21 protein-coding genes and 1 tRNA gene are annotated in these 21,506 nt (G+C 66.3%); 7 read left to right on the top strand and 15 right to left on the bottom strand.

Annotation, left to right across the window (positions count from 1 at the left end):
* The first annotated feature begins 126 nt into the window (after positions 1 to 126).
* From ACODS2_RS04045 to ACODS2_RS04035, 3 genes are all read left to right on the top strand, one after another.
* A complete protein-coding gene (locus tag ACODS2_RS04045) occupies positions 127 to 1,140 on the top strand; it encodes a YncE family protein (protein ID WP_488997667.1) in 1,014 nt (337 codons plus the stop codon).
* A gap of 242 nt (positions 1,141 to 1,382) precedes the next feature.
* Positions 1,383 to 3,887 (top strand): TonB-dependent receptor, encoded by a 2,505-nt coding sequence (locus ACODS2_RS04040; protein WP_488997666.1) that lies wholly within the window; start codon positions 1,383 to 1,385, stop codon positions 3,885 to 3,887.
* Between the two features lie 26 nt (positions 3,888 to 3,913).
* A complete protein-coding gene (locus ACODS2_RS04035; RefSeq protein WP_488997665.1) occupies positions 3,914 to 4,666 on the top strand; it encodes a metallophosphoesterase in 753 nt (250 codons plus the stop codon).
* A 438-nt stretch (positions 4,667 to 5,104) separates the two neighbouring features.
* Here the strand turns inward: ACODS2_RS04035 and ACODS2_RS04030 are convergent, their stop codons facing one another.
* From ACODS2_RS04030 to infA, 9 genes are all read right to left on the bottom strand, one after another.
* A complete protein-coding gene (locus ACODS2_RS04030; RefSeq protein WP_488997664.1) occupies positions 5,105 to 5,323 on the bottom strand; it encodes a tyrosine-type recombinase/integrase in 219 nt (72 codons plus the stop codon).
* A complete protein-coding gene (locus ACODS2_RS04025; RefSeq protein ID WP_488997663.1) occupies positions 5,320 to 5,613 on the bottom strand; it encodes a tyrosine-type recombinase/integrase in 294 nt (97 codons plus the stop codon). The genes ACODS2_RS04030 and ACODS2_RS04025 overlap by 4 nt, the downstream gene beginning before the upstream one ends.
* Positions 5,614 to 5,693: 80 nt before the next feature.
* On the bottom strand, positions 5,694 to 5,960 hold the full coding sequence (locus ACODS2_RS04020) for a phage integrase central domain-containing protein (RefSeq protein ID WP_488997913.1): 267 nt from the start codon (positions 5,958 to 5,960) through the stop codon (positions 5,694 to 5,696).
* A gap of 72 nt (positions 5,961 to 6,032) precedes the next feature.
* Positions 6,033 to 6,206 carry an Arm DNA-binding domain-containing protein gene (locus ACODS2_RS04015; RefSeq protein WP_488997912.1) on the bottom strand — a complete coding sequence of 58 codons (174 nt, stop codon included), beginning with the start codon at positions 6,204 to 6,206 and terminating at the stop codon, positions 6,033 to 6,035.
* 260 nt (positions 6,207 to 6,466) lie between these two features.
* A tRNA-Phe gene (locus ACODS2_RS04010) sits at positions 6,467 to 6,542 on the bottom strand.
* A 104-nt stretch (positions 6,543 to 6,646) separates the two neighbouring features.
* Positions 6,647 to 6,817: a DNA gyrase inhibitor YacG gene (locus ACODS2_RS04005; RefSeq protein ID WP_488997662.1), complete on the bottom strand. Its 171-nt coding sequence runs from the start codon at positions 6,815 to 6,817 to the stop codon at positions 6,647 to 6,649.
* On the bottom strand, positions 6,814 to 7,836 hold the full coding sequence (locus ACODS2_RS04000) for a ribonuclease E/G (protein ID WP_488997661.1): 1,023 nt from the start codon (positions 7,834 to 7,836) through the stop codon (positions 6,814 to 6,816). Before ACODS2_RS04000 ends, ACODS2_RS04005 begins: the two co-directional genes overlap by 4 nt.
* Entirely contained in the window at positions 7,829 to 8,428 is a 600-nt protein-coding gene (locus ACODS2_RS03995; RefSeq protein WP_488997660.1) for a Maf family protein, read from the bottom strand. The genes ACODS2_RS04000 and ACODS2_RS03995 overlap by 8 nt, the downstream gene beginning before the upstream one ends.
* 40 nt (positions 8,429 to 8,468) lie before the next feature.
* The gene (gene infA, locus ACODS2_RS03990) at positions 8,469 to 8,714 is read right to left on the bottom strand and encodes a translation initiation factor IF-1 (protein WP_292940983.1); all 246 of its coding nucleotides are present in this window, start codon (positions 8,712 to 8,714) and stop codon (positions 8,469 to 8,471) included.
* Positions 8,715 to 8,960: 246 nt separating this feature from the next.
* On the opposite strand from infA, the gene ACODS2_RS03985 reads away from it, so the two are divergent.
* Entirely contained in the window at positions 8,961 to 11,504 is a 2,544-nt protein-coding gene (locus tag ACODS2_RS03985; protein WP_488997659.1) for a porin family protein, read from the top strand.
* A gap of 64 nt (positions 11,505 to 11,568) precedes the next feature.
* On the opposite strand, the gene ACODS2_RS03980 is transcribed toward ACODS2_RS03985, so the two are convergent.
* Positions 11,569 to 11,973, bottom strand: a complete 405-nt coding sequence (locus ACODS2_RS03980) for a PilZ domain-containing protein (protein WP_488997658.1) — start codon at positions 11,971 to 11,973, stop codon at positions 11,569 to 11,571.
* A 144-nt stretch (positions 11,974 to 12,117) separates the two neighbouring features.
* Here ACODS2_RS03980 and uvrC point away from each other — a divergent pair, with 144 nt between their 5' ends.
* The 3 genes from uvrC to ACODS2_RS03965 all read left to right on the top strand — a co-directional run bounded on the left by uvrC (position 12,118) and on the right by ACODS2_RS03965 (position 16,223).
* A complete protein-coding gene (gene uvrC / locus ACODS2_RS03975) occupies positions 12,118 to 14,097 on the top strand; it encodes an excinuclease ABC subunit UvrC (RefSeq protein ID WP_488997657.1) in 1,980 nt (659 codons plus the stop codon).
* A gap of 186 nt (positions 14,098 to 14,283) precedes the next feature.
* Complete coding sequence (locus ACODS2_RS03970) at positions 14,284 to 15,444, top strand: hypothetical protein (protein WP_488997656.1); 1,161 nt, start codon at positions 14,284 to 14,286, stop codon at positions 15,442 to 15,444.
* Positions 15,441 to 16,223, top strand: coding sequence for a hypothetical protein (locus ACODS2_RS03965; protein WP_488997655.1), 783 nt, complete (start codon positions 15,441 to 15,443; stop codon positions 16,221 to 16,223). The genes ACODS2_RS03970 and ACODS2_RS03965 overlap by 4 nt, the downstream gene beginning before the upstream one ends.
* 1 nt (position 16,224) lies before the next feature.
* Here ACODS2_RS03965 and ACODS2_RS03960 read toward each other — a convergent pair whose 3' ends face one another.
* The 5 genes from ACODS2_RS03960 to ACODS2_RS03940 form a co-directional block, all read right to left on the bottom strand.
* Complete coding sequence (locus tag ACODS2_RS03960) at positions 16,225 to 17,142, bottom strand: acyl-CoA thioesterase (RefSeq protein ID WP_488997654.1); 918 nt, start codon at positions 17,140 to 17,142, stop codon at positions 16,225 to 16,227.
* Between the two features lie 49 nt (positions 17,143 to 17,191).
* Complete coding sequence (locus ACODS2_RS03955) at positions 17,192 to 18,040, bottom strand: transcriptional regulator (protein ID WP_488997653.1); 849 nt, start codon at positions 18,038 to 18,040, stop codon at positions 17,192 to 17,194.
* Positions 18,037 to 19,203, bottom strand: coding sequence for a GNAT family N-acetyltransferase (locus ACODS2_RS03950; protein ID WP_488997652.1), 1,167 nt, complete (start codon positions 19,201 to 19,203; stop codon positions 18,037 to 18,039). Before ACODS2_RS03950 ends, ACODS2_RS03955 begins: the two co-directional genes overlap by 4 nt.
* A gap of 86 nt (positions 19,204 to 19,289) precedes the next feature.
* Positions 19,290 to 20,669, bottom strand: a complete 1,380-nt coding sequence (locus ACODS2_RS03945) for an APC family permease (RefSeq protein WP_488997651.1) — start codon at positions 20,667 to 20,669, stop codon at positions 19,290 to 19,292.
* 17 nt (positions 20,670 to 20,686) lie between these two features.
* A complete protein-coding gene (locus ACODS2_RS03940; protein ID WP_488997650.1) occupies positions 20,687 to 21,439 on the bottom strand; it encodes a GntR family transcriptional regulator in 753 nt (250 codons plus the stop codon).
* Between the last annotated feature and the right edge of the window lie 67 nt (positions 21,440 to 21,506).

Here is a 21,506-nt window from a genome sequence, read left to right as displayed (position 1 = left end):
CGCGGCTGCAGGACCGCAATCTTAAATCTTCCCAATGTACTGCCTCGACAGGCGATCGCTGCTGGCAAGCGCGGCAGGTGCAGGGCATTCACGCGCGGTCTTTCCCCTCTGATTGCGAGTAGTACCATGCGTAGGATCCGCCTCTCCCAGTTGTCCCTAGCCGCGCTTTCGCTCGCGCTGGTCGCCGCAGCTCCGGCTCCGTCCTACGAGATCGCTGGCTCGATTGCCGGGCCCGATGGCGGTTGGGACTATGCGAGCGTCGATCCAACCGCGCATACGCTCTATGTCGCGCATGGGGAGGCGGTCATGGCGGTCGATCTGGCGAGCGGCAACGCGGTGCGCTCGCTCGGCACTATCGCCAAGGCCCATGCCGTCGTGCCGATCCCGGGCACGGCCACGCTGCTGGTTTCGAGCGCACACGACGATACGGTGCGGCTACTCGATACCGGCGACGGGCACGAGATCGCCCGGATAGCCGTCGGCAGAGACCCTGATGCGGCCTTCTATGATTCCGCCAGCGGACGTGCGGCGGTGATGAACGCCAAGGATGGAACTGTTTCGCTCATCGATGTCGCTGCTCGCAAGGTGGCCGCGACGATCACGCTGAAGCCCGGTCTCGAATTTGCGGTCATGGCGGATGGCAACACGCTGTTCGTCAACAACGAGGACACCAGCGAGCTCCTAACCGCGGATCTGGTCAGCGGCAAGCCTGGCGCCTCTATCCCCATGACCGGGTGCGAGGGGCCGACCGGTCTCGGCTATGATGCGGCAACGCACCAGCTGATCAGCGCCTGCGCCAACGGCAAGGCTGTCGTGGTCAACGCCCAGACCCGGCAGGTTGTCCGGTTGCTCGATATCGGCAAGGGGCCCGATGCGGTGATAATGGACACGGGCCGGCGGCTGGCTTTCATTCCCTGTGGCGGTTCAGGCACGATCAGCATCGTCAACCTGGATGGCGCGGACGGTGCAGTGGTTTCCGGCACTGTCACCAGCGAGCCGGGCGCACGCACCGGTGCGCTCGACCCGGCCACTGGCAAACTCTACCTGCCGACCGCACGTTTCGGCCCGTCGGCCACACCCGGCGGAAGGCCGGTTGCCAAGCCCGGTTCGTTCCACGTGCTGATCGTCGCGCCGAAGTAAGGAGCAGCACGGGAGAGCGCTCCCCCGCCAGATTAAATTGTCCCAACCTTCGGGCCCTGAAGGGTCTTTGTCGCAGAAGCTTCACAAAACGACCGCATCGCAACATGGCACGCCGGACCGCAAAGCGCCCGGCTAACTCTGTGTGTTGCAATCATTTTTGGGGAACTTGCGTGATGAAAATCCGAACGATGGCGCTCGTCTCGCCAATGCTGGTTTCTCTTGGGGCAGTTGCAGCGCCGGCCATGGCTGCCGACAGCGATCCCGCTACGTCGTCCGCGCAGGATATTGTCGTCACCGCCCGCCGCGCCGATGCGGCCCGCGAGGAGCAGCTCAAGGCGCCCAACATCGTCAATTTCCAGTCGGCTGAAACCATCGCCAAGTATCCGGATATCAACGCTGCCGAGGCGATCAGCCGCATTCCCGGCGTTTCGCTTTCGATCGACACGGCCGAGGGCCGTTTCGTCAACATCCGCGGGCTTGATGGCAACTTCAACGGCGCGACTTTTGGCGGCGTGGTGCTGCTCAACACCCAGCCCGGCGGCACCTATTTCAACTCGGCAGGCCGCGCGGTGGAATTCGACACCGTTCCCATCGGCGCAATCGACCGCATCAGTGTGATCAAGACCGGGCTGCCCGACCGCGAGGCCGAAGGGATCGGCGGCGCGGTCGAACTGACGCCTCGCACCGCCATCGGCCACACAAGCCCCTTCGCCGAAGTCACGCTGGGCGGCGGTATACAGACTGCGCGCAACAAAGGCTTCTACCGAGACGAGGTCGTGTTCGGCGCGCCGTTCGGCGGCAAGAATGCCTCGGGCGATGCGCCCTTCTCGTTCGTGGTCAGCCAGTTCCTCTACAACGACAAGCGCGGCTTCGACGACATCGAGGCAGCCTACATCGACGATCAACCCAACACGCCGGACAAGGCGTTCGATGCGCTCGAGTTGCGCCGCTACCAGTACAACCGCAAGCGCTTCGGCTATTCGGGCGAGTTCGATTTCATGCCGAATGCCGACAACCGGCTCTATGCTCGCGCCAGCTTTGCGGGCTACAACGAGACGGTCCACCGCAATCGCTTGGAGATCGACGGTCTGGCCGATGGCGTGGTGGTCGATCCCACCAATCCAAACGGCCTCGTCGTAACCGGTGCCTCAACCGTCAAGACACTGCGCGACGAAGACGAGGCGCATCGCAATCTGGTCGTACAGGTTGGCGGCGACCATCACTTCGACAGCGTGACCTTCAACTGGTTCGGGGCCTACAGCCGCGCCACTTACGACAAGTACTATGACTACAACACGACCTTCGCCGGTCCCTCGGGCCTTGGCATCAAGTACGACAACACCACCGACCCCAATCACCCCAAGTACACGGTGACCGGACCCGACATCACCGATCCGGCGAACTATACGCTCGATGGGATCAGCAACTCGACCGAGCACTCGCGCGACCGCGAGTGGAGCTTCTCGTCGAACCTGGCTTTTCCGCTCGGCCTTGCCGCGAATGACGAATTGAAAATCGGCAGCAAGCTGCGTTTCCGCCAGAAGACTGCGCAGCCGATGAACTACACGTATGGCTACAATGGCCCTGCGCTTGGCATGGCCGGTTTCACGCAGGGACAGCCGATCACGAACTTTTATGGTGCATATGCAATTGGGCCAGATCTCGACGGCGGAAAGCTGAGCGCGCTGCTCAACAGCAATCCCGGCCTCTTCGACCGCAGTCTGACGCGCGATCTCAGGCGCAACGCGGGCGGCTTTTTTGACGACAAAGAAGACGTGATCGCGGGGTTTGCCCAGTACAAGGCGACCTTCGGCGCGCTCGGCCTCCTGGCCGGCGTGCGCGTCGAGCACACCAGCGCGCGCTATGCCGGCATTGCCAGGATCGCGGATCCGGCAGGCACGATCAGCTATGTGCCCGCCGCGACCACGCAGTCCTATACCAATGCCTTCCCGACCATCCAGTTGCGCTATGATTTCGCGCAGAACCTCGTGGCTCGTGCAACCTGGTCGACCGCCATTGCCCGTCCCGGCTTCTACCAGACGATCCAGTCCTCGAGCGTCGATGTTGGCGGCGGTTCGGTCTCAACCGGCAATCCCAACCTCAAGCCGATGACCTCGAACAACTTCGATGTCTCGCTGGAATACTACCTGCCGGATAGCGGGATCATCTCGATCGGCGTTTTCGACAAGGAACTCCGCAATTACATCGTCACGCGCACCACGCGCGGCCGCTATCCGGGCATCACGGGCATCGCTTCCATTTCGACCTATGCCAATGTCGGCGGGGCCTATGCGCGCGGGGTCGAGGCCGCCTTCGTGGACAAGTTCGGCGGGCTCCCCGGACTGCTCAACGGCTTTGGCATTGATGCCAATGCATCCTATGTTGATGCCAAAGTCGATCTGCGCGATGGCGAAGGCAGCGTGGAACTGCCCGGTACGTTCAAGTTCAGCGGCAACGCGGCGTTGTTCTACGAGCGTGGTGCGATCAAGGCGCGCGTCGCTGCCCAGTATGAATCGAAGGTTTTGTTCGGAGTTGGCGGGAGCCGCGCCACCGACGTGTTCCAGGATCATCGCTTCACGCTGGATTTCAACGGCAGCTACGACCTGTCCTCGTGGGCGCAACTCTACTTCAACGCCAAGAACCTCACCAACGCCCCATTGCGGTTCTTTGAAAATACGACCAACCGCCCGATCCAGCGCGAGTATTATGACGAGACTTTCGAAGGCGGCATCAAGCTCAAGTTCTGATGCCCGTCCGGTCCGGGGAGCCAGCCATGCCGAGGATTGCGCTTGATCGCCGTTCGGTCATAGCTGGCATGGTCGCCACGGCGGCTCTGCCAAGTCTGGACTTCGCCAACGACGGGCCGTCTGCCAGCTTTCTGGTAGTGGGCGACTGGGGTCGCGATGGTGCGCAGCACCAGCGCGACGTCGCCGTCCAGATGGGCAAGACTGCGGCGGCGCTCGGCAGCCGCTTCATCGCTTCGGTCGGAGACAACTTCTACGATAACGGCGTGCAGTCCGCCAACGATCCCCAGTGGCAGAGCTCCTACGAGCAGGTCTACACCGATCCCGCGCTGCAGGTGCCGTGGTACGTCGCGCTCGGCAACCACGACTACCGCGGCAATCCGCAGGCGCAGCTCGATTATGCCGTGACCAGCCCGCGCTGGCGCATGCCGCAGCGCTACTATCAGGTCTCCGGCGCGGACGCCGGCGTGCCGCAGATCGACCTCTTCGTGATCGATACCTCGCCCACCGTCCACCAGTACCGCGACAAGGTGGACAGCGCGATCGCGCGCAATGTCGCCGCGCAGAATGTGAGCGCCCAGCTCCTGTGGCTCGACAAGGCACTTGCAGCATCCACTGCGCGCTGGAAGTTGGTGATCGGGCACCACACAATCCGCTCAGGCGGCAGCGGCCACGGCGAGACGCCCGAGATGCTCGAACTGGTCCTGCCGATCCTGCAGCGCCGTGGCGCGACGGCCTGCACTACATCGGCTGTGGCGGCGGCTCTGAAGTGCGCCCGGTAGCCGAAGTCGAAGGCACCCGTTTTTGCGTCGCCCGCTCGGGCTTTGCCATTGTGACGATCGGAAAGGGCGGCCTCGCGCTCGAGTTCAAGGATTTCACGGGCGCCAGTCTGTACCAATCGTTGATAGCAGTCTGACGCGAGAGCCTACTTCCGTGAACCAAAGGTCCACCTTTGCGGCGAAATCATTCCAGCCCACGATCAACAGGGCCCGGCCCGCATTCAACCATCATTGATCTCGGTTCAGGGATTTCCTGCCAAGTCCTTGTACCATTTCCGGGTACAGCCAATCGGGCGACTGGCAGTTTCCGTTGTCGGCCAGAACCAGCCAATGCTCACGTTCTGCGCGAGTCGCAGAAACAACCCAGAGTTCGCCATACAGACCAGGTCGCAACAAGCGGATCACGCTCAGGCCGATGCGCTCACTTTCAGCTCTTCAGCCTCATCCATTCGCTGCGCTCTTTTTCTTGAGTCCGATAAGGTAGCGCGACCAGTACTGCATCATCTTCACGCGTTCGTCCCAGTGCTCGCCACGCGCGTATGCTCGGCGGATCTTGTTGCCATCGACATGCGCAAGCTGACGTTCGATCGCATCTGGATGCCATTTGCGTGATTCGTTGAGGGGCGTGCTGGCTGTCGCGCGAAAGCCGTGGGCCGTCATCTCCTCGGAGGTGTAGCCAAGGCGGCATTCAGAGTATTGTCCGTGATGGGGCGCTTGGGGGTCCGCACGCTCGGGAAGAGGTAGTGGCCATCGCCCGACATGCTGCGCAGCTTCTTCAGGAGCGCGAGCACCTCATCCGTCAGATAAACCTTGTGGGGACGCCGCATCTTGGCCTTTGCCGCTGGTATTATCCATAGGCGCGCAGCGAGATCGAACTCAGTCCATTCAGCCATTCGCAACTCACCCGGCCGGACAAAGAGGTGGGGCGCAAGCTGCAACGCTATTCGCACGGTCGGCTGTCCATCGTAAGTGTCGATTGCCCGCAGCAGTCCTCCGAGCGCGGCAGGCTCGAGTATCGCTGCCCGGTGCTTTACCTTGGGTGTGTCAGCGCCCCACGCAGGTCCGCCGAGATGTACCGCTGTGCGCGCCCGGTTGCGATTGCGTAGCGGAAAATGGTCCCGAATGTGCTGCGCAAGCGAGTCGCAGTTTCATAGCGGCCCCGCGCTTCGACCGATCGCAAGACCTGCAACAGTTCGGGCACCGTAATGTCTGCGATGGGACGATCCCCGAGCAAGGGTAAGGCAATGTCGACCATCCAGCGCAGCTTTGCGAGGGTTTTGCTGGCCCTGCCCTCCAGCGTCAGCCGATCCAGCCATTCATTACTGATGACCTTGAAAGTCTCCGACCGTTTGGCTCTTGCTTCGCGCTCTCAAGCCTTCCGTTCCTCTGCCGGATCCAATCCCAGCGCTAGGGCTTCGCGGGCGATATCTCGGACCTCGCGGGCCTTTGCGAGAGACAGATCGGGGAATTTCCCGAAGGAGAGTGTTTTCTGTTTTCTATCATAGCGATAGTTCATTCGCCAAAGGCGGCCACCGGTGGGCATGACCATGAGGTACAGACCGCGTTCGTTGGTCAGTTTTAGGGCTTATCCTTTGGTTTTGCTGCATTAATTGCGGTGAAAGTCAGGGACATGATGGTAACGGGAGGTTGCTGTGGAGCCGATACCATCAAGTTTATCGAGAAAGCACTCGGCTGCAACCGGATGAGCCGGATCAAACCCGGACGCACACCTTGGAAGAATGGCAGAAATCCGCCATTTCTTGGACGCTTGGGGAGCTCTGTAGAGGCTTCAGAAGGGGCCAATGGTGCCCGGGGACGGAGTCGAACCGCCGACACCGTGATTTTCAGTCACGTGCTCTACCAACTGAGCTACCCGGGCATCGCCGTCGCGGGGGGCCGACATGGCTCGTCCGCGCGTTGGAAGCGCGCCTATGGCGAAGGCTTGGGCCCTTGTCCAGTCCCCAGTTGCCGAAAACTGGCAGCCTAGATGTCGCCTTCCGGGTCCACCACCGGCCCGGGCAGGGTATAGCCCTCCTCCAGCCAGTTCACGAGATCGCGGTCTCGGCAGCGGGATGAGCAGAACGGCGCGTATTCGGCCACGCGCGGCTTGCGGCAGATGGGGCAGCGGCGAATGGGCGCAGCGGGTGTGGTCATGCGGCAATTGCCTGCGCGAAGGTGGCGGCGGGCGCAAGCCCTGCGTCCTCGTGCCACTGGATGTTTCGGCCGGTGCGGCGGGCGAGTTCGGCTTCCCATTCGCTGCGCATCGCGCGGCGCACGGCGGGGTGGGCGGTGAGAAGCAGCTTGCCCGGCTCCGCCACCCGCTCGGCCATGCGCAGCAGGCGGCGGGCGGCAGCGGCGGCGGGCGTGCGCGCAAAGCGGGCGATCAGCGATGGCCGCTCAAGCCGCGAAACGAGCTGGACAAAGCCGAACCCGTTCATCCCCGTGCGCTCGCCCTGCCAGCCTGCGGCGGCAAGCGCTTCGGCCAGCGCCTCGTCCACCGCGCGGCGCTGCGCCTTTTCGGCGAGCGAGGGGAAATCGATCCCCACCGACCCGCCGATGTCGAAGCGCCGCAGCACAGCGGCGATCGCGGGCACGGCAGCCAATGCCAGCGCGGTGAGCGGCGGCGGGCCGTCGATATCGATCACGGTCATCGCGGGCGTCGGGCTGATCACAAGGCTGCCCCCGGCAAACGCCACCTCGCCGGTCAGCGCTTCGGCGACGAGATCATCCCAGCCCGCCTCCGCATAACTGCGCCCGTGCACCGGCACGCTGCGCACCGGATGCGGACCGTCGGAAAGCTCCTCCAGCAGCGAGGGTGCAGTCCGGAGCCCATCTTCTACCGCAGCGGGGCGGACTTGCGGCAGCTTGGCGCGGCCTTTTTCGGCGATGGCAGAACGCGTCACGCGCACAAGCACCGCCTGCCCCTCGGTCAGCCTGGGATCGAAGCCCTCACCCAGCGCCTCGCTGCCATCGGGCAGGCGCACCACGGCGCGGCGGGTGCCGGGAATGCGCGCACCGAGCCGCGCTTCCACCACTGCCCCCGCACGCCACGGCTCATCCCACACCACCCGCGCGGCGACGATTTCACCCTGCTCGACAAGGATTGCCCGCTCCTCGCCGATGCCCTGCTCAATCAGCCATTCTGGCCCGGAAATCGATGGAATGTCAGGCAATCGCCAGCCCCGCCGCGCGCAGCAGCCGCCGCGTTTCGTAGAGCGGCAGGCCGACAACGCCCGAATGGCTCCCGGCGAGCCAGACGCAAAACCCCTCGGCGCTGCCCTGAATGGCATAGCCGCCCGCCTTCCCGTGCCATTCGCCCCCGGCGATATAGGCCTCGATCTCGGCGGGCTCGAGCCGCTTGAACCGCACCACCGTCTCGCTCAGCGCCTCGCGCAGAGTGCCATCGGGCGTCAGCACGGCGATCGCGGAAAACACGCGGTGGCGGCGGCCGGATAGCAGCGCGAGACAGCGGCGCGCCGTTCTCTCGTCCTCGGCCTTGGGCAGGATGCGGCGCCCCACGCCGACCACGGTGTCACCGGCAAGGATCACCGCGTCTGGCGCCAACACCGCCGCCGCGCGCGCCTTGCCCGCCGCAAGGCGCACCGCATGCTCGCGCGGCTGTTCGCCGGGCAGCGGGGTCTCGTCGATATCGGTGGCGAGGACGCGCGGTGCAGGTATGCCGAGCCGGGCCAGCAATTCGCGGCGGCGCGGGCTGGCGGAAGCCAGCACGAGCTCGCGAGTCCCGGATGCCAACGGCACGGCCATCAAGCCGCAGCCATCATGGCAGCCACCATTGCCGGGCCGCTTAGAACTGGCCGGGCCCCGAACGACCGGGCATGAAGCGGTAGGTGATGCGGCCCTTGGTCAGATCATAGGGCGTCAGCTCGACCAGAACCTCGTCGCCAACCAGCACGCGGATGCGGTTCTTGCGCATCTTGCCGGCGGTGTGGCCCAGGATCTCGTGTTCGTTCTCAAGCTTCACGCGGAACATCGCGTTGGGCAGGAGTTCGACCACCTGGCCGCGCATCTCGAGGAGTTCTTCTTTCGCCATAGGCGGGGTCGATTGCCTTTTCGTGGGTGAAGGTTGCACGCATTGCGGGCGCGTAAAAACACCCACGCGCGCGGCGCATAGCGATCTCGACACAAAAAGAAAAGCGCGAAGGCGAATGCTGCGCTGCGACAAAATGATACGAAAGGGTCATTGTCCGGCAGAGGTACACCGCCCTACGAGCGGCCCAAGGGGGCAGCAACCTCGCGCCGGGCCGGATTGCCCGGTCCGACAACGGGATACTGACCGATGGTACTGCCAGATCGCGCCGCAGCCATGGCGCTGCTCGCGCTGACACCGCTTCCGGCCGCAGCCGCTCCCGCCGCCACACCGGCCCAGCTGGAACAGGGGCAGGAGCAGGAGCCCGCCGCTGCACCCGCGCCAGAGCCCGAAACCGGCACGACCGATGCGGACGGCGACATTGTCGTTGTCGCGACCCGCGTGCGCGGTCAGGTGGAGACTGCCGTCCCGCCCATCATCACGCTCAGCGAAGACGATATCGCCGCCTATGGCGCAGGCTCGCTCCAAGCGCTGCTTACCGCGCTCGCCCCGCAGACGGGAACCGGGCGGGGGCGCGGCGACGGCACGCCTTCGGTCCTGCTCAATGGCCTGCGCATCGCCAGCTTCCGCGAGATCCGTTCGATCCCGCCCGAAGCGATCCGCCGGGTCGAAGTCCTGCCCGAGGAAGTCGCGCTCAAATACGGGTTCCGGCCCGACCAGCGCGTGGTCAATTTCATCCTCAAGGACAAGTTCCGCAGTTTCGGCAGCGAGACCGAGGTCAAGCTTCCCGGCGCGGGCGGCTTCAGCGATCTCAGCGAGGAAGCGACGCTCACCCGCATCGAAAAGGCGAGCCGGATCAACCTCACCGGCACGCTTGAGCGCCGTTCGCCCCTGACCGAGGCGGAGCGCGGCATCGTCCAGCCCGCCGCCAGCGGCGCGGCGACTGTCTCCACCGATCCGAAGCAGGGCGATTACCGCACGCTGCTGGCCGATGCACGCAGCGCGGTGCTCAATGGCACCTGGGCGAAATCGCTCGGCACCGGGGCCTCGATCACCCTCAACGGCCTTGTCCAGCGCAACGACAATCGCAGCCTCAACGGGCTCAACACAATTGTCCTCACCGCGCCCGATGGCAGCCTCACCCAGCGCACCACGCTGCTGCCCGCCCCGCTGGCGAGCCGCACCGTGTCCGATACCGTTTCAGCCGGGGCGACGCTCAACGTGCCGCTCGGCCCATGGCAGCTCGCCTGGACATCGGACGGCAGCCATGTCGCCACCACCACCACGATCGATGCGCGCGCGGACCTCTCCGGGCTGCAGACCATGGTCGATCAGGGCACGTTTTCTCCCTTCGGCGCCCTCCCCGCCGACGCGGTCTTGCCCGCGCCGCAAGGTGTTGCGCGCAGCAAATCGGATACCGCGACCACGCTGGCCACCGTCACCGGCTCCCCGCTGCGCCTGCCCGGCGGGCAGACCGCGCTCACGCTCAAGGCGGGGTTCGCCTATTCCGGCCTCCGCTCTGCCGATTCGCGCCAGCTGGGAGCGCCCGCAAATCTCAAGCGCGGCGATGGGCAGGCCGGTTTCAGCCTCGATCTGCCCATCACCAGCCGCCGCGAAGGCTTCGGCGGCAAGCTGGGCGATATCTCGCTCAATGTGAACGCCGAGGCGCACACCGTCTCCGATTTCGGCGGGCTCACCGCGTGGGGCGCCGGCCTCACCTGGGGCGCCACGCCCAAGCTGACCTTCACCGCCAACTACATCGCCAGCGAAAAGGCGCCGGGCCTCGCCGATCTCGGAGCGCCGGTCACCGTCACCACCGGTGTCGCGCTCTATGATTTCACGCGCGGGGAGAGCGTGCTCGCCACCGTCATCACCGGCGGCAATCCTGCGCTGACCAAGGAGCGCCAGCGCGATATCAAGCTTTCGGCCAACTGGGATCTGCCGATCGGCAAGGAATCCGCGCTGCTGGTCGAATACTTCCGCAACCGCTCGCAGGGTACGACCAACGCCTTCCCGCTGCTCACGCCCGATGTCGAAGCCGCCTTCCCCGGCCGCGTCTTGCGCGATAGCTCCGGGCGGATCGTCAGCGTGGACCAGCGCGCGGTGACATTTGCCGAAACCACCGGATCGCGCCTGCGCGCCAGCCTCAATTTCGGCGGCCCCTTCGGCAAACCCGATCCCAACGCGCGGCGCGGTGCCTTTGCCGGCACGCGTCGACCAGGCAGCGGCGGCCCCGGCGGCGCTCGCCCTGCAGGCGGCGGCGGCGGAGGGCGCGGCGGACCCGGCGGCGACGGACGCGGCCACTGGAACCTCAGCCTCGCCTATACGCAGGAACTCGATGAGACCGCGCGGATCGTCCCCGGTGGGCGCGTGCTCGATCTGCTGAACGGCGATGCGCTTTCGGGCGCAGGCATTTCCCGCAGCAGCGCCACGCTGGAAGGCGGCGGCTTCTACCGCGGCTTCGGTCTGCGCATTTCAGGCACATACGCCAGCGGCACGCGTGTCGATGGCGCCCAAGCGAGCAGTGGCGGCGTTCCGGGCGCGTCCCGCCTCGATTTCGGCGATCTCGCCACGTTCAACTTGCGCGGCTTCATTGATCTCGGCCGCATGCCAAAGCTCGTCAGCCGCGCGCCGTTCTTCAAGGGCACGCGCATCGCGCTGGGGGTCAACAACCTGTTCGATGCGGTCCAGAAAGTCACGGACCAGACCGGCGCGACCCCGCTGCGTTACCAGCGCGGCTACCTCAATCCGGAAGGCCGCGTTTTCAGCATCGAATTGCGCAAGCAGTTCTGATCAGGAAGATTAGGGTCCAAACTCAATCAGGGTGCCTCGAACGCGCCCTGATTGAGTTTGGACCCTAGGCGCGCAGTCCCGGCCGCCCCGGCGGAAAACCGCGCTCTTGGCGCCGCGTCTGTGCCCTATCGTGATCGCCGCGGGCATCGGCCAGGTGACGCACGCCCACCACCTCGTGCAGCGGCAGCGGCTCCTCGAACACGATGCCGAAGCGCGCGCCCTGCGACCACACCACGCTGCCGAATACATCAAGTCCCTGCGCAGTCAGCACCACGCCCGCGCCGGGCATCGGCAGCTTTGCCGCGATCGTCACCCGCGCGCCGGACTGGGAAAGGTCGTCCAGCAGGCAGTTCTTGTGCCCCTGGAGCAGCAGCACCTTGGCCGGAACATAGAGCCGCACCCGTGGCATCGCACGGCGTCCGGTGGTGCGGGGCATCGCCATGTTCGGCGGGGAGGAACGTGCACTCATGATGCGCGTCGGTCTGCGCCCGAATTCTTTAAGCGACCATCGCGAGGGGCCTAGCAGGATTCCCCTAATGGCAGGTCTCTGCGCGGGGATATCTGCCCGCCGCCCCTCCCCAAGCCGCGCCCGAGCGACTATCTCGAACCCGCCATGGCGCGCCGCACACCCCCTTCCCCGTCCGAAAACCACTCCGGGCCGCAAGTGCCGGAGCCCCTGCTCCCGCAGGCTTCGGAGCGGTTCAACGAGGACAAGGCGACCTACACCGTGCGCGGCTCGGACCAGCCGGATATCGAGCGCGGTGTCGCCGCGATCCGCGAGGTTGTCGCCACGCTGAAGCCCAAGCCCGGCGTCTACCGCATGCACGATGCGCGCGGCGATGTGCTCTATGTCGGCAAGGCGCGTGCGCTGAAGAACCGCGTGGCGAACTACACGCAGGTCGATCGCCTGCCCCAGCGGCTCAAGCGCATGGTCAGCCAGACCCGCTCGATGACCATCGTCACGACCAATTCCGAGGCCGAGGCATTGCTGCTCGAAGCGCAGCTGATCAAGCGCTACCGCCCGCCCTACAACGTGCTGCTGCGCGACGATAAATCGTTCCCCTTCATCCTGCTGCGCGCCGATCACGCCTTCCCGCGCATCAGCAAGCACCGCGGCGCGCGGCGCGCCAAGGGCAACTACTACGGCCCCTTCGCCAGCGCCGGTTCGGTCAACACCACGATCAACGCGCTGCAGAAGCTGTTTCTCCTGCGCAGCTGCAACGATGGCTACATGTCGCGCCGCGATCGCCCCTGCCTGCTCTATCAGATCAAGCGCTGCTCGGCCCCCTGCGTCGACCGCATCAGCGAGGCGGACTACGCCGAGCTCGTCCGGCAGGCGAAGGACTTCCTCGGCGGCAAATCGGGCGCGGTGCAGAAGGAAATCGAAACGCAGATGAGCGCGGCGGCCGAAGCGCTCGATTATGAGCGCGCGGCCATGTTGCGGGATCGGCTGCGCGCCGCGACCTTCATTCAGGGCAGCCAGGCGGTGAACGCCGAAGGCGTCGGCGATGCGGACGTTTTCGCGATCGCGAGCAAGGGCGGCCAGATCAGCATCCAGGCGTTCTTCATCCGGGGCGGCCAGAACTGGGGCCACCGCGCCTTCTTCCCCGGCCATACCGAGGGGCTGGAGGAGCACGAGGTCATGACCAGCTTCCTCGCCCAGTTCTACGAGGAAGTCCCCCCGCCGCGCCTGATCCTCGTCGACCGCGAGCTGCCCGAAGCCGACCTTCTCGCCGAAGCGCTCCACGGCGCGGCGGGCGGCAAGGTCGAAGTCTCGGTACCCCAGCGCGGCGATCGCCGCCGCCTGATGGAGCAGGCGCAGCGCAACGCGGTCGAAGCGCTCGAACGCCGCCTTGCGGAAAGCGGCACCAAGGCCCGCACCTGGCGTGAAATGGCCGAATTCCTTGAACTCGGCGAAGCGCCCCAGCGCGTCGAAGTCTACGACAACTCTCACGTGCAAGGCGCCCATGCCCTCGGCGCGATGATCGTCGCGGGCCCCGAAGGCTTCCTCACCGGCCAGTACCGCAAGTGGAACATCAAGACCGCGCAGACCAACGACGATTTCGGCATGATGCGCGAAGTGTTCCAGCGCCGCTTCGCAAAAGCGCAGGACGACGATCCGGACCGCGAAGCCGGCACATGGCCCGATCTCGTCCTCATCGACGGCGGCAAGGGCCAGCTCAACGCCGCGCGCGAGACGCTGGAGGCCATGGGCATCGAGGATGTCACCCTCATCGGCATCGCCAAGGGCCCGCACCACGGGCGCGAGGGGCGCGAGGTGTTCCACTTCATGGACGGGCGCGAGAAGATGCTGCCCGTGAACTCGCCAGTGCTGTTCCACCTCCAGCGCCTGCGCGATGAAGTCCACCGCTTCGCCATCGGCGCGCACCGCGCCAAGCGCAGCCGCGCGATCACCGCGAGCCCGCTCGACGAAGTCCCCGGCATCGGCCCGGCCCGGAAGCGCGCGCTGCTGCTCCACTTCGGCACCGCCAGCAAGGTCCGCGCCGCCAGCCTCGAAGACCTCCAGCGCGCGCCCGGGGTAAGCGCCACGGTCGCGCAGGCAGTCTTCGATTTCTACCATCCGGGCGCCTGAAGGCGGTTCCGCTGCGCACCTGTGTTGCCCCTGCGCTATAAGGAAAGGGGCGCACGGCCAAATCAATCCATATCGACTCCGAATCTTTACTATCGTGTGATAGTGACATCTGCCTATCGCAGGCAGGTGGCAGGCGATCCGAGGGGCACAGTGGACAGAGGGGCATCATACAGCGCAGGCGCGCCCGTGCGGCAATCGCCGGCACGGATGCTCGCCGTCGCGCTCGCCGCGCTGGCATTTCCGCTAGCCGTGCCGATCTCGGCGCAAGGACAGGCCACCACCGGCGTCGGCTCCCAGTTCGAGCTGACCTACTGGCAATCGGTCGAAAGCGGCAACGATCCGGCGCTCTACGAAGCTTACCTCGCGCAGTATCCGAACGGCACGTTTGCTGCGGTGGCGCGGGTCAAGCTGGTAAAACTGCGCCCACTCGCCGCCCCTGTACCGGCCCCGGCCCCTGCACCCGCACCCGTACCTGCACCCGCGCAGGTCGTGCCCACACCGCAGCCCGCGCCCCCAGTCGTGACGGCGAAGGCAGAACCACCGCCCCTCGCAACACCGGCACCGGCACCCGCTCCGAAGCAGCTTGCCGCCGCAAAAGCCGCGCGCTCAGCGCCGCCATCCGCGCCCATCGTGGCCACCAGGTCCGGAGCCGAATCCGCGCCCTATGTCACCGCCGCCGAGCCGGCCGATCCCGAACCCGAAAGCAGCGACAGCGCCGCGCTGCGCCGTCTGCTCGGCGCGCTGGGAGATAGCCAGCGCCTCGGCGCGCCCTCGCCCGCCCCGATTGTCGAGGTGGCCGAAGGAGGCCCCGCGCCAAACACCGCCCCGCTCGCCCCCGCCGCCGCTCCGTTGGCGGTTCCCGGCGCGGCCCCGTCCCGCCTTGTCGAAGTTGCCGGACCGCCGGTTGCCGTGCCCGATGCAGCAGCACTCTCGGCCAGCGCGGCACCGGCGGGGGATCCGCGCCCGATCGCGGTCGGCCCGCTGCCCACCGGCTTCGTCCTGCCGCCACGCCCGCAGCTCGCAGCAATCCCGCCGCTCGCTTTCCCCGCCAGCTTCTGCTCGGCCGAAGCGCGCAATGCCTTCCACGATCAGACTTATATCGCGGCCGTCGAAGCGGCGAAGCGCAACAACGATGCGACGATCGCCTACATGCATCAGCTGCAGGATCTCTACGATACCAACCAGCTCAGCGGCGATATCAATCCGATGAACGCGGTCGCCGCCGAGGCCCGCGCCTATGGCCCGGTCGCCGCGGCCGCCTTCACCGCCCAATCGGCGCTGGTCAGCGCGTTCAACACGCTCATGGCAGTGCCGATCCGCGCGTGCGAGACTGCGAAGCAGCCGTGACCCCGGCGCGCTTTCCGCGCGGTGCCGGGCTTGTCGGTGCCCTCGCGCTCGTGCTCGCGCAGGTCGCCGCGCAGGCCGCCGAAACCGCTGCGGTCTGCCCCGATGCCGCCACCGTGCAGGCTGCCCGCCTTGTCGAGTTCCAGACGATGATGATGGGCGTCGGGGTGCGCTGCCGCCATGTCGGCGTGCCGATCAGCGATCATCTGGACGGCATGAACAGTTCGCGCCGCACCATGTTTGCCGAAGCGAACGACCGCGTCGCCAGCTTCCTGCGCAGCCTCCCCGTCAAGCCCGCGCTCGGCGCAGCCCGGCAGGTCGCGGCTGCCAGCACCCCGGCACCAGCCGCCCCGGCGAAGCCCGCACCCGTCAAGACGGCCCCGGCCAAGCTGGCCGCCGGCAAGGCAGCCCCCGGCAAGTCAGCACCTGGCAGGGCAGCACCCGGCAAGCGCACGCTGGCATCGACCTCCATCGCGGCAAAACCGGCCCCGGGCACAGCGCGCAAGGCCTTGTCCAACCCAGCCGCCGCGCCCGCACTTGCCGCGAAGCCCGCCGCCAAGATTTCGCGCCGCACCGATCCCTATGACCGCTACCTGACGATGATCGGCAATCAGTACGGCGGCGGCATCACCACGCTGCAGCGCTGCAAGGCCTTCGATGCGATCGTGCTCTCGCTGGCCGACAAGACCAACTCCGACCGCCTGCTCACCATGGTGTCCACGTCGCTGGTGCAGGTCACCCTGCTCGAAGCCATCGTGAACTGCCCGCCGGGCAAGAAATAGGTCAGCCTTCGCTTTTCTTCGTCAGCGGGCGGATCAGCCCTTCCTGCGCCACATTGGCAATCAGCTTGCCCTCGCGCGTGAAGATCCGCCCCCGGTTGAACCCGCGCGCGCGGCCTGCCCACGGGCTGTCGCACACATAAAGCATCCATTCGTCGGCGCGGAAATCGTCGTGAAACCAGATCGCATGATCAAGGCTGGCGCCCATCATGTTGCCCTTGGCCCAGCTGATCTCGTGAGGCAGGGTGGCGGTGCCGAGCAGCGTCATGTCGCTGGCATAGGCCAGCACCGCGCGGTGGATTTTGGGATCATCGGGCAACGGCGCCACCGCGCGCATCCATGTGTGCGACAAGGGCTCGCGTGGGGGGCCGCCCATCCAGTGCCGCGATTCCACCGGGCGTAGCTCGATCGGGCGCGGTTGCAGCATCATGTGGCGCTGCCGCTCGGGCACGCGATCGGCATATTCGGCGCGCAAGTCCGCCTCGCTGCGCAAGCTCTCGGGCTCGGCCACCACCGGCATGTCCTCGGCATGCTCCACCCCCGGCTCGCGCTTGTGGAACGAGGCCACCATGCTCAGGATCGGCCTCACTTTGCCATCCTGGCCCTGCTGGCTCGCCACCACGCGGCGATTGGCAAAGCTCCCGCCATCGAGATCGCGCATCACCTCGAAATCGATGCCGTAGTCTTCGTTACCGCTGCGCAGGAAATAGGCGTGGAGCGAATGGACCGGCCGGTCCGCAGGCACGGTGCGCTCTGCACTTGCCAGCGCCTGCCCGATCACCTGCCCGCCAAACACGCGCCCCACCCCGCCGGGCTTGCGCGCTCCGGCAAAGTGGTCATTTCCGCCATCCGTAACATCGAGCAGGCGCAGCAAGCCGGCGACGAGATCAGCCGGATCGGAACTTTCGGGTGTTTCGCTCATGGCGGGCGGCATTGCCCAACCTGACGTTTGCGTCAACGGAAAGCTGCCCTCAGCCAAACCCCGGCAGCCGCCGCAGCATGCGCCAGCCGGCTGCTTTGGCGCGGTTGTCCGCAGGCCAGCGCCCCGGCGCGCGCGGCGAAAGCCCCATGCGCCGCAGCACCGCGTTGAATGCCCGCGCATCGGCTTCCGCAAAGCTCCATTCCGAACGCCACGTGATCGAAAGCGAAATCGCGCTCGCCGGTCCGTTGCGCACGTAATGCGGTGCCATCACCGGCACGTAGAGCGCCTCGCCCGGTCGCAGCTTCCATTCGGTGCCGCCGCGATCCAGCTCATCCCGCCAATAGAGCTCCCGCCCCCCGCCGGTGTGGTAGGCCTCATGCGTCTCGTCGGGCGCGTAGTTCGGGTTCCCTTGCGGAAACAGCGTCATCGCCTTCACGCCCGCCAGATGCAGCAGGATATTGTGCTCAGGATCAAAGTGATACGGCGTCACCCCGTTCGGGCTGGTGATGAACACGAAGCCCTGCGGCCGCAGCATCGCCCCCGTGCGCGCCTCGATCGCAGGGCGCAGCTCCTCCAGCAGCGCCAGCAGCAACTCGCGGTAGGCCGGCACCTGCTCGATGTTCTTGAGCGCAGCCCAGCTGCCCGTTTCGTTGATGCGCCGGATCGTCTCGCCGATGCCAAGGCCGTTGCCCGGCGGCACGATGCCGTTGAGCCCCACCGGCAAGTCGGCGCGGTTGTATTCGCGGGATTGCTCCGGCAGCGCCTCGGCCAGGTCCGCCAGCGCATCCAGCATCAACAGCGGATGGCCGCGCAGCTCATGCCGCAGGCGGTGCGGCACTTCGGGATAGGCAGCGGCAAAAGCGGCGCGCGCCTCTGCTTCGAACACGGTACAGCTCATTTCAGGCCCTGCGGATTGCGAGACAGTTCGAAGGAAACGATGCGGCGAAACAGCGCGCGCCGCGCCGGACCGCCGATGGCGATGGAAAAGCGCCCGATCGCGCGGCGTTCGCGCCACAGCGAATCGATCATCGGATGGTCGGGTACCGCGCAGCTATCGGCCCAGCGAACGCCCGCGCGCTCCAGCAACGCCAGATTTTCCAGCTGCAGCAGCACACCCGGCGAAAAGCGCGCAAAGCGCTCGTCGAACGCGGTCTTGTAGGAGAAGGCCCCCGGCGGCGCGATCAGCGTCGCCAGCATGGCGATCGGCTCGCCGTCCAGTTCAAGGCTCAGCCGCTCGAGGCAGCCGCGCTCCGCCGCCGCCATCATGCTCTCGCGAAACAGCCCCGCCGTCTCGCCCGCGCAGGCCAGCGCGCTGCCCGCGCTGCCCTTCCAGCCCCGCGCCTCCAGCGCGAGAAACTGCTCGATCCACAGCGCGATGCCCTCGCCATCGGTGCGGCGCAAGGCGGCAAGCGTGCCCTGCTCGGCCAGCCGCGCTTGCTGGCGGCGCAATTCCTTGCGCTTCTTGCCCGGCAGCGCATGCTCCAGATAGGCCGACGGCCCCAGCGGTGAAGCCAGCATCGCGCGCTCTTCGCGGTGGACCAGCACGATCTGCCGCCGCTGCCGCGCGCCCACCGCCAGCAGCGCCTCGGCCAGCGCCGTCTCCAGCGGAAGCGAGGCCGCGTGGAGGAAGGCCGCCAGCCCGGCGTTGCGGTCCGCCCAGTCGAGCAGCGCTTCCCAGAACGCTTCCTCGGCCCCATCTGCCACCAGCGGCGCGCCAAGGAAGGCATTGGCATGGAGCCACACCGCCAGATGGGGCAGCGGGTGCTGGCCATAGCGCCGCGCGCGCTGCAAGGGCAGCAATGCCTGCGGGGCATCCCCCCGCTTCAGCGCAGCGATGTGGATGCGCTCCTGCGGATCGAACCGCGCAAGGCCCGGCAGCAAGTACCACGGCTCGAAAAACGGATTGGGCGTGCCCGCCCGCGCCGCCAGCGCATCCCATCCAGCGCGCGCATCCGGCGAATCCCATGCGCGCCACGGCAGCACGGCAAAGCTGGCATCAGCCTCGCCCGCTCCGGGAAGGCGTGCCTTCCCCGGTCGTATGGTAAAGGATGCGTCGTTCAAAATCGGGTCTCCAGCCTCAAGGGCTAGCAGTCCGGACCGAACAGGCGGTTAACGCCTAGGCATATTCCGTTACATTTCGCGCAGGTTTACGCCGGCAAAGCGCCGCCCCGCGCATTGCGCCACCAGCCGATGGAAAGCGGGATGAAGCCCAGCGCCAGCCCGCCGATGCCCACCGTCAGCACAATCGGGCTGAAGGTCGGGATCACCCAGGCCGCCACGAGGGTCATGAACAGCGCGCCGATCAGCGGCATCACCACATGGGTGAACGCCTCGCGCATGTCCGTCCGCAGCAGCCCCCGGAAATGCCAGGCCGAGGCATAGCCCGTCAGCCCCATATAGAAGCAGATCTGCAGCCCAATCGCCTCGATCGAACTCTCAAGGATCGCCGCGACGGAAGGCATGTAGGACGCCGCAAACAGCAGCACGAGGCCCAGGGCCCAGATCACCAGCGTCGCCGCCCACGGCGTTTGCCACTCCTGATGCACGGCGGCATAACGCGGATGCAGCACGCCCGCACGCGCCATCGAATACATGCTGCGGCTGAACTGCAGGATCTGCGTCTCCAGCGCGCCCACCGTGCTCAGCACCGTCGCCAGCACCACCAGATAGCTCCACGGCGCAGGGAAAATCTTGGCCGATATCGCATAGAGCACGTTGGTATTGGCTGCGGCGATCTCCTTGTCGGAAAGCGCGATCAGCACCACCGTCATCAGGATCACGAAGAACACGATGAGGTTGATCATCGCCCAGAACGCGCCCTTGGAGGCATCCTCCGGCTCGGTCTCCTCGCCCAGGTTCATCGTCACGTCCCAGCCCCAGTAGAAAAACACCGAGACGATGGCCCCATCGGCGAACGACTTGAACGTGAACGATCCCGGCGCGATCCACGAAAGCGCAGGCGCGTGCGCCGGGGTGGCGCCAAACCAGATCACCGCCGCGCCCAGCAATGCGACGACGATGGCCGCCTCGATCACCGTCACGATCACCTGCGCGGTGCTGGCATGCTTGATCCCGCGCAGCACGATGGCGGTCACCAGCGTCAGCCACACCGCCGCAATCGCCGTCACCAGCGGGGTGTTCTCCACCTGATCGGGCGCGAAGAGCAGCAGCGTGGCCGTCGCGGCGGGCAAAGTGGCGGAAACCATGAACACCACCGAGGCGACCATCAGCCCCCACCCGGCAAAGAAGCCCCAGGTCGGGCCAAACACCGAACCCACCCAGGCAAACGCCGCACCCGCATCGGGCATCACCCGGTTGAGCTTGGCAAAGGCGAACATGATGCCCAGCATGATCACGCCGCTATAGAGCAGGCTCCCCACCGAAAGCGGCCCGATTGCGGCATAGATCGTGCCGGTCGTCACTGCGACGGTGAAGGCAGGCGATGTCCCCGCGATCCCCATGATCGTCGATTCCAGCGCCGACAATGCGCCCTTCGCCAGACTTGGCTGGCCGCCCTGCTCGCTCATGCCATATCGCCCCCCGTTTAAACCGCCTCACTCAAAACTTCCGCTCGCCCTGAGCCTGTCGAAGGGCCACGCGCAGCCCCCAAGGCCTCGCTCCTGATCAGAGTGCTGCCGATATGCGCAATCCCGTCGCGGATATCGGCCTCGATCGCGATCCGCAGCGCCATCGTATCGCGCCGCCGCAGCGCCGCCAGTGCCTCGCTGTGCCGGTCAACCGTGTAGTGGCCCGAAATGGTCCGCATCGCGCGGCGCAGAAACGGGCCGATCTGCAGCCACAGCGATTCGATCAGCGGCACGAAGGCAGATTGCCCCGCCGCCCCGTAAAGTATCGAATGAAAAGCATAATTCGCGCCGATCCAGCGGTCGTAGTCGCGCTCTGCCACCGCCTTGTTGAGGACGGCATCTTCCGCTTCCAGCCGCGCGATCAGGCCTTCCGTCACATAGGGCATGGCCCGCGCCGCCGCCTCGGCCTCCAGCACCACGCGCGCCGCGATCAGGTCGTCGAAGCGCTCGATCGTCATCGGCGGAATGCGCACGCGCCGGTTGTCCATCAGCTCCAGCGCGCGCTCCGCCACCAGTTGCCGCAGCGCCTCGCGCACCGGCATCGCGCTCACGCCAAGGTCCGCCGCCAGCCCCCGGATCGTCAGCGCCTGCCCCGGCTCGATCCGCCCAAGCAGGATGGACTGCCGCAGCCGCGCCAGCACCTGCTGGTGCAGCGTGCGCGGATCATCCGCGCCGCCTTGCGTTTCGTCCACGAGATCTGTTGCCATCATGCCGCCATGTGATCACATTTTTGCGGGCGCGCCAAGCCTGATTGACTCCCCCCGCCCTGCTCCATAC

The organism is Novosphingobium sp. FG137, from assembly GCF_057809735.1.
The sequence above is the reverse complement of the archived record's forward strand: the minus strand, read 5'-3'. Positions and strand labels throughout refer to the sequence as shown.

Coding starts and splice junctions, on each gene's coding strand:
- ACODS2_RS03995 (WP_488997660.1), bottom strand. CDS start 8,428: ATGGCCGTGCCGTTGGCATCCGGGACTCGCGAGCTCGTGCTGGCTTCC.
- ACODS2_RS03945 (WP_488997651.1), bottom strand. CDS start 20,669: ATGAGCGAGCAGGGCGGCCAGCCAAGTCTGGCGAAGGGCGCATTGTCG.
- ACODS2_RS04015 (WP_488997912.1), bottom strand. CDS start 6,206: ATGCCCACCGGTGGCCGCCTTTGGCGAATGAACTATCGCTATGATAGA.
- ACODS2_RS04030 (WP_488997664.1), bottom strand. CDS start 5,323: ATGACGGCCCACGGCTTTCGCGCGACAGCCAGCACGCCCCTCAACGAA.
- ACODS2_RS03985 (WP_488997659.1), top strand. CDS start 8,961: ATGGTACTGCCAGATCGCGCCGCAGCCATGGCGCTGCTCGCGCTGACA.
- ACODS2_RS03940 (WP_488997650.1), bottom strand. CDS start 21,439: ATGATGGCAACAGATCTCGTGGACGAAACGCAAGGCGGCGCGGATGAT.
- ACODS2_RS03955 (WP_488997653.1), bottom strand. CDS start 18,040: ATGAGCTGTACCGTGTTCGAAGCAGAGGCGCGCGCCGCTTTTGCCGCT.
- ACODS2_RS03980 (WP_488997658.1), bottom strand. CDS start 11,973: ATGAGTGCACGTTCCTCCCCGCCGAACATGGCGATGCCCCGCACCACC.
- ACODS2_RS04005 (WP_488997662.1), bottom strand. CDS start 6,817: ATGACCACACCCGCTGCGCCCATTCGCCGCTGCCCCATCTGCCGCAAG.
- ACODS2_RS04040 (WP_488997666.1), top strand. CDS start 1,383: ATGGCTGCCGACAGCGATCCCGCTACGTCGTCCGCGCAGGATATTGTC.
- ACODS2_RS04035 (WP_488997665.1), top strand. CDS start 3,914: ATGCCGAGGATTGCGCTTGATCGCCGTTCGGTCATAGCTGGCATGGTC.
- ACODS2_RS04045 (WP_488997667.1), top strand. CDS start 127: ATGCGTAGGATCCGCCTCTCCCAGTTGTCCCTAGCCGCGCTTTCGCTC.
- ACODS2_RS03960 (WP_488997654.1), bottom strand. CDS start 17,142: ATGAGCGAAACACCCGAAAGTTCCGATCCGGCTGATCTCGTCGCCGGC.
- uvrC (WP_488997657.1), top strand. CDS start 12,118: ATGGCGCGCCGCACACCCCCTTCCCCGTCCGAAAACCACTCCGGGCCG.
- infA (WP_292940983.1), bottom strand. CDS start 8,714: ATGGCGAAAGAAGAACTCCTCGAGATGCGCGGCCAGGTGGTCGAACTC.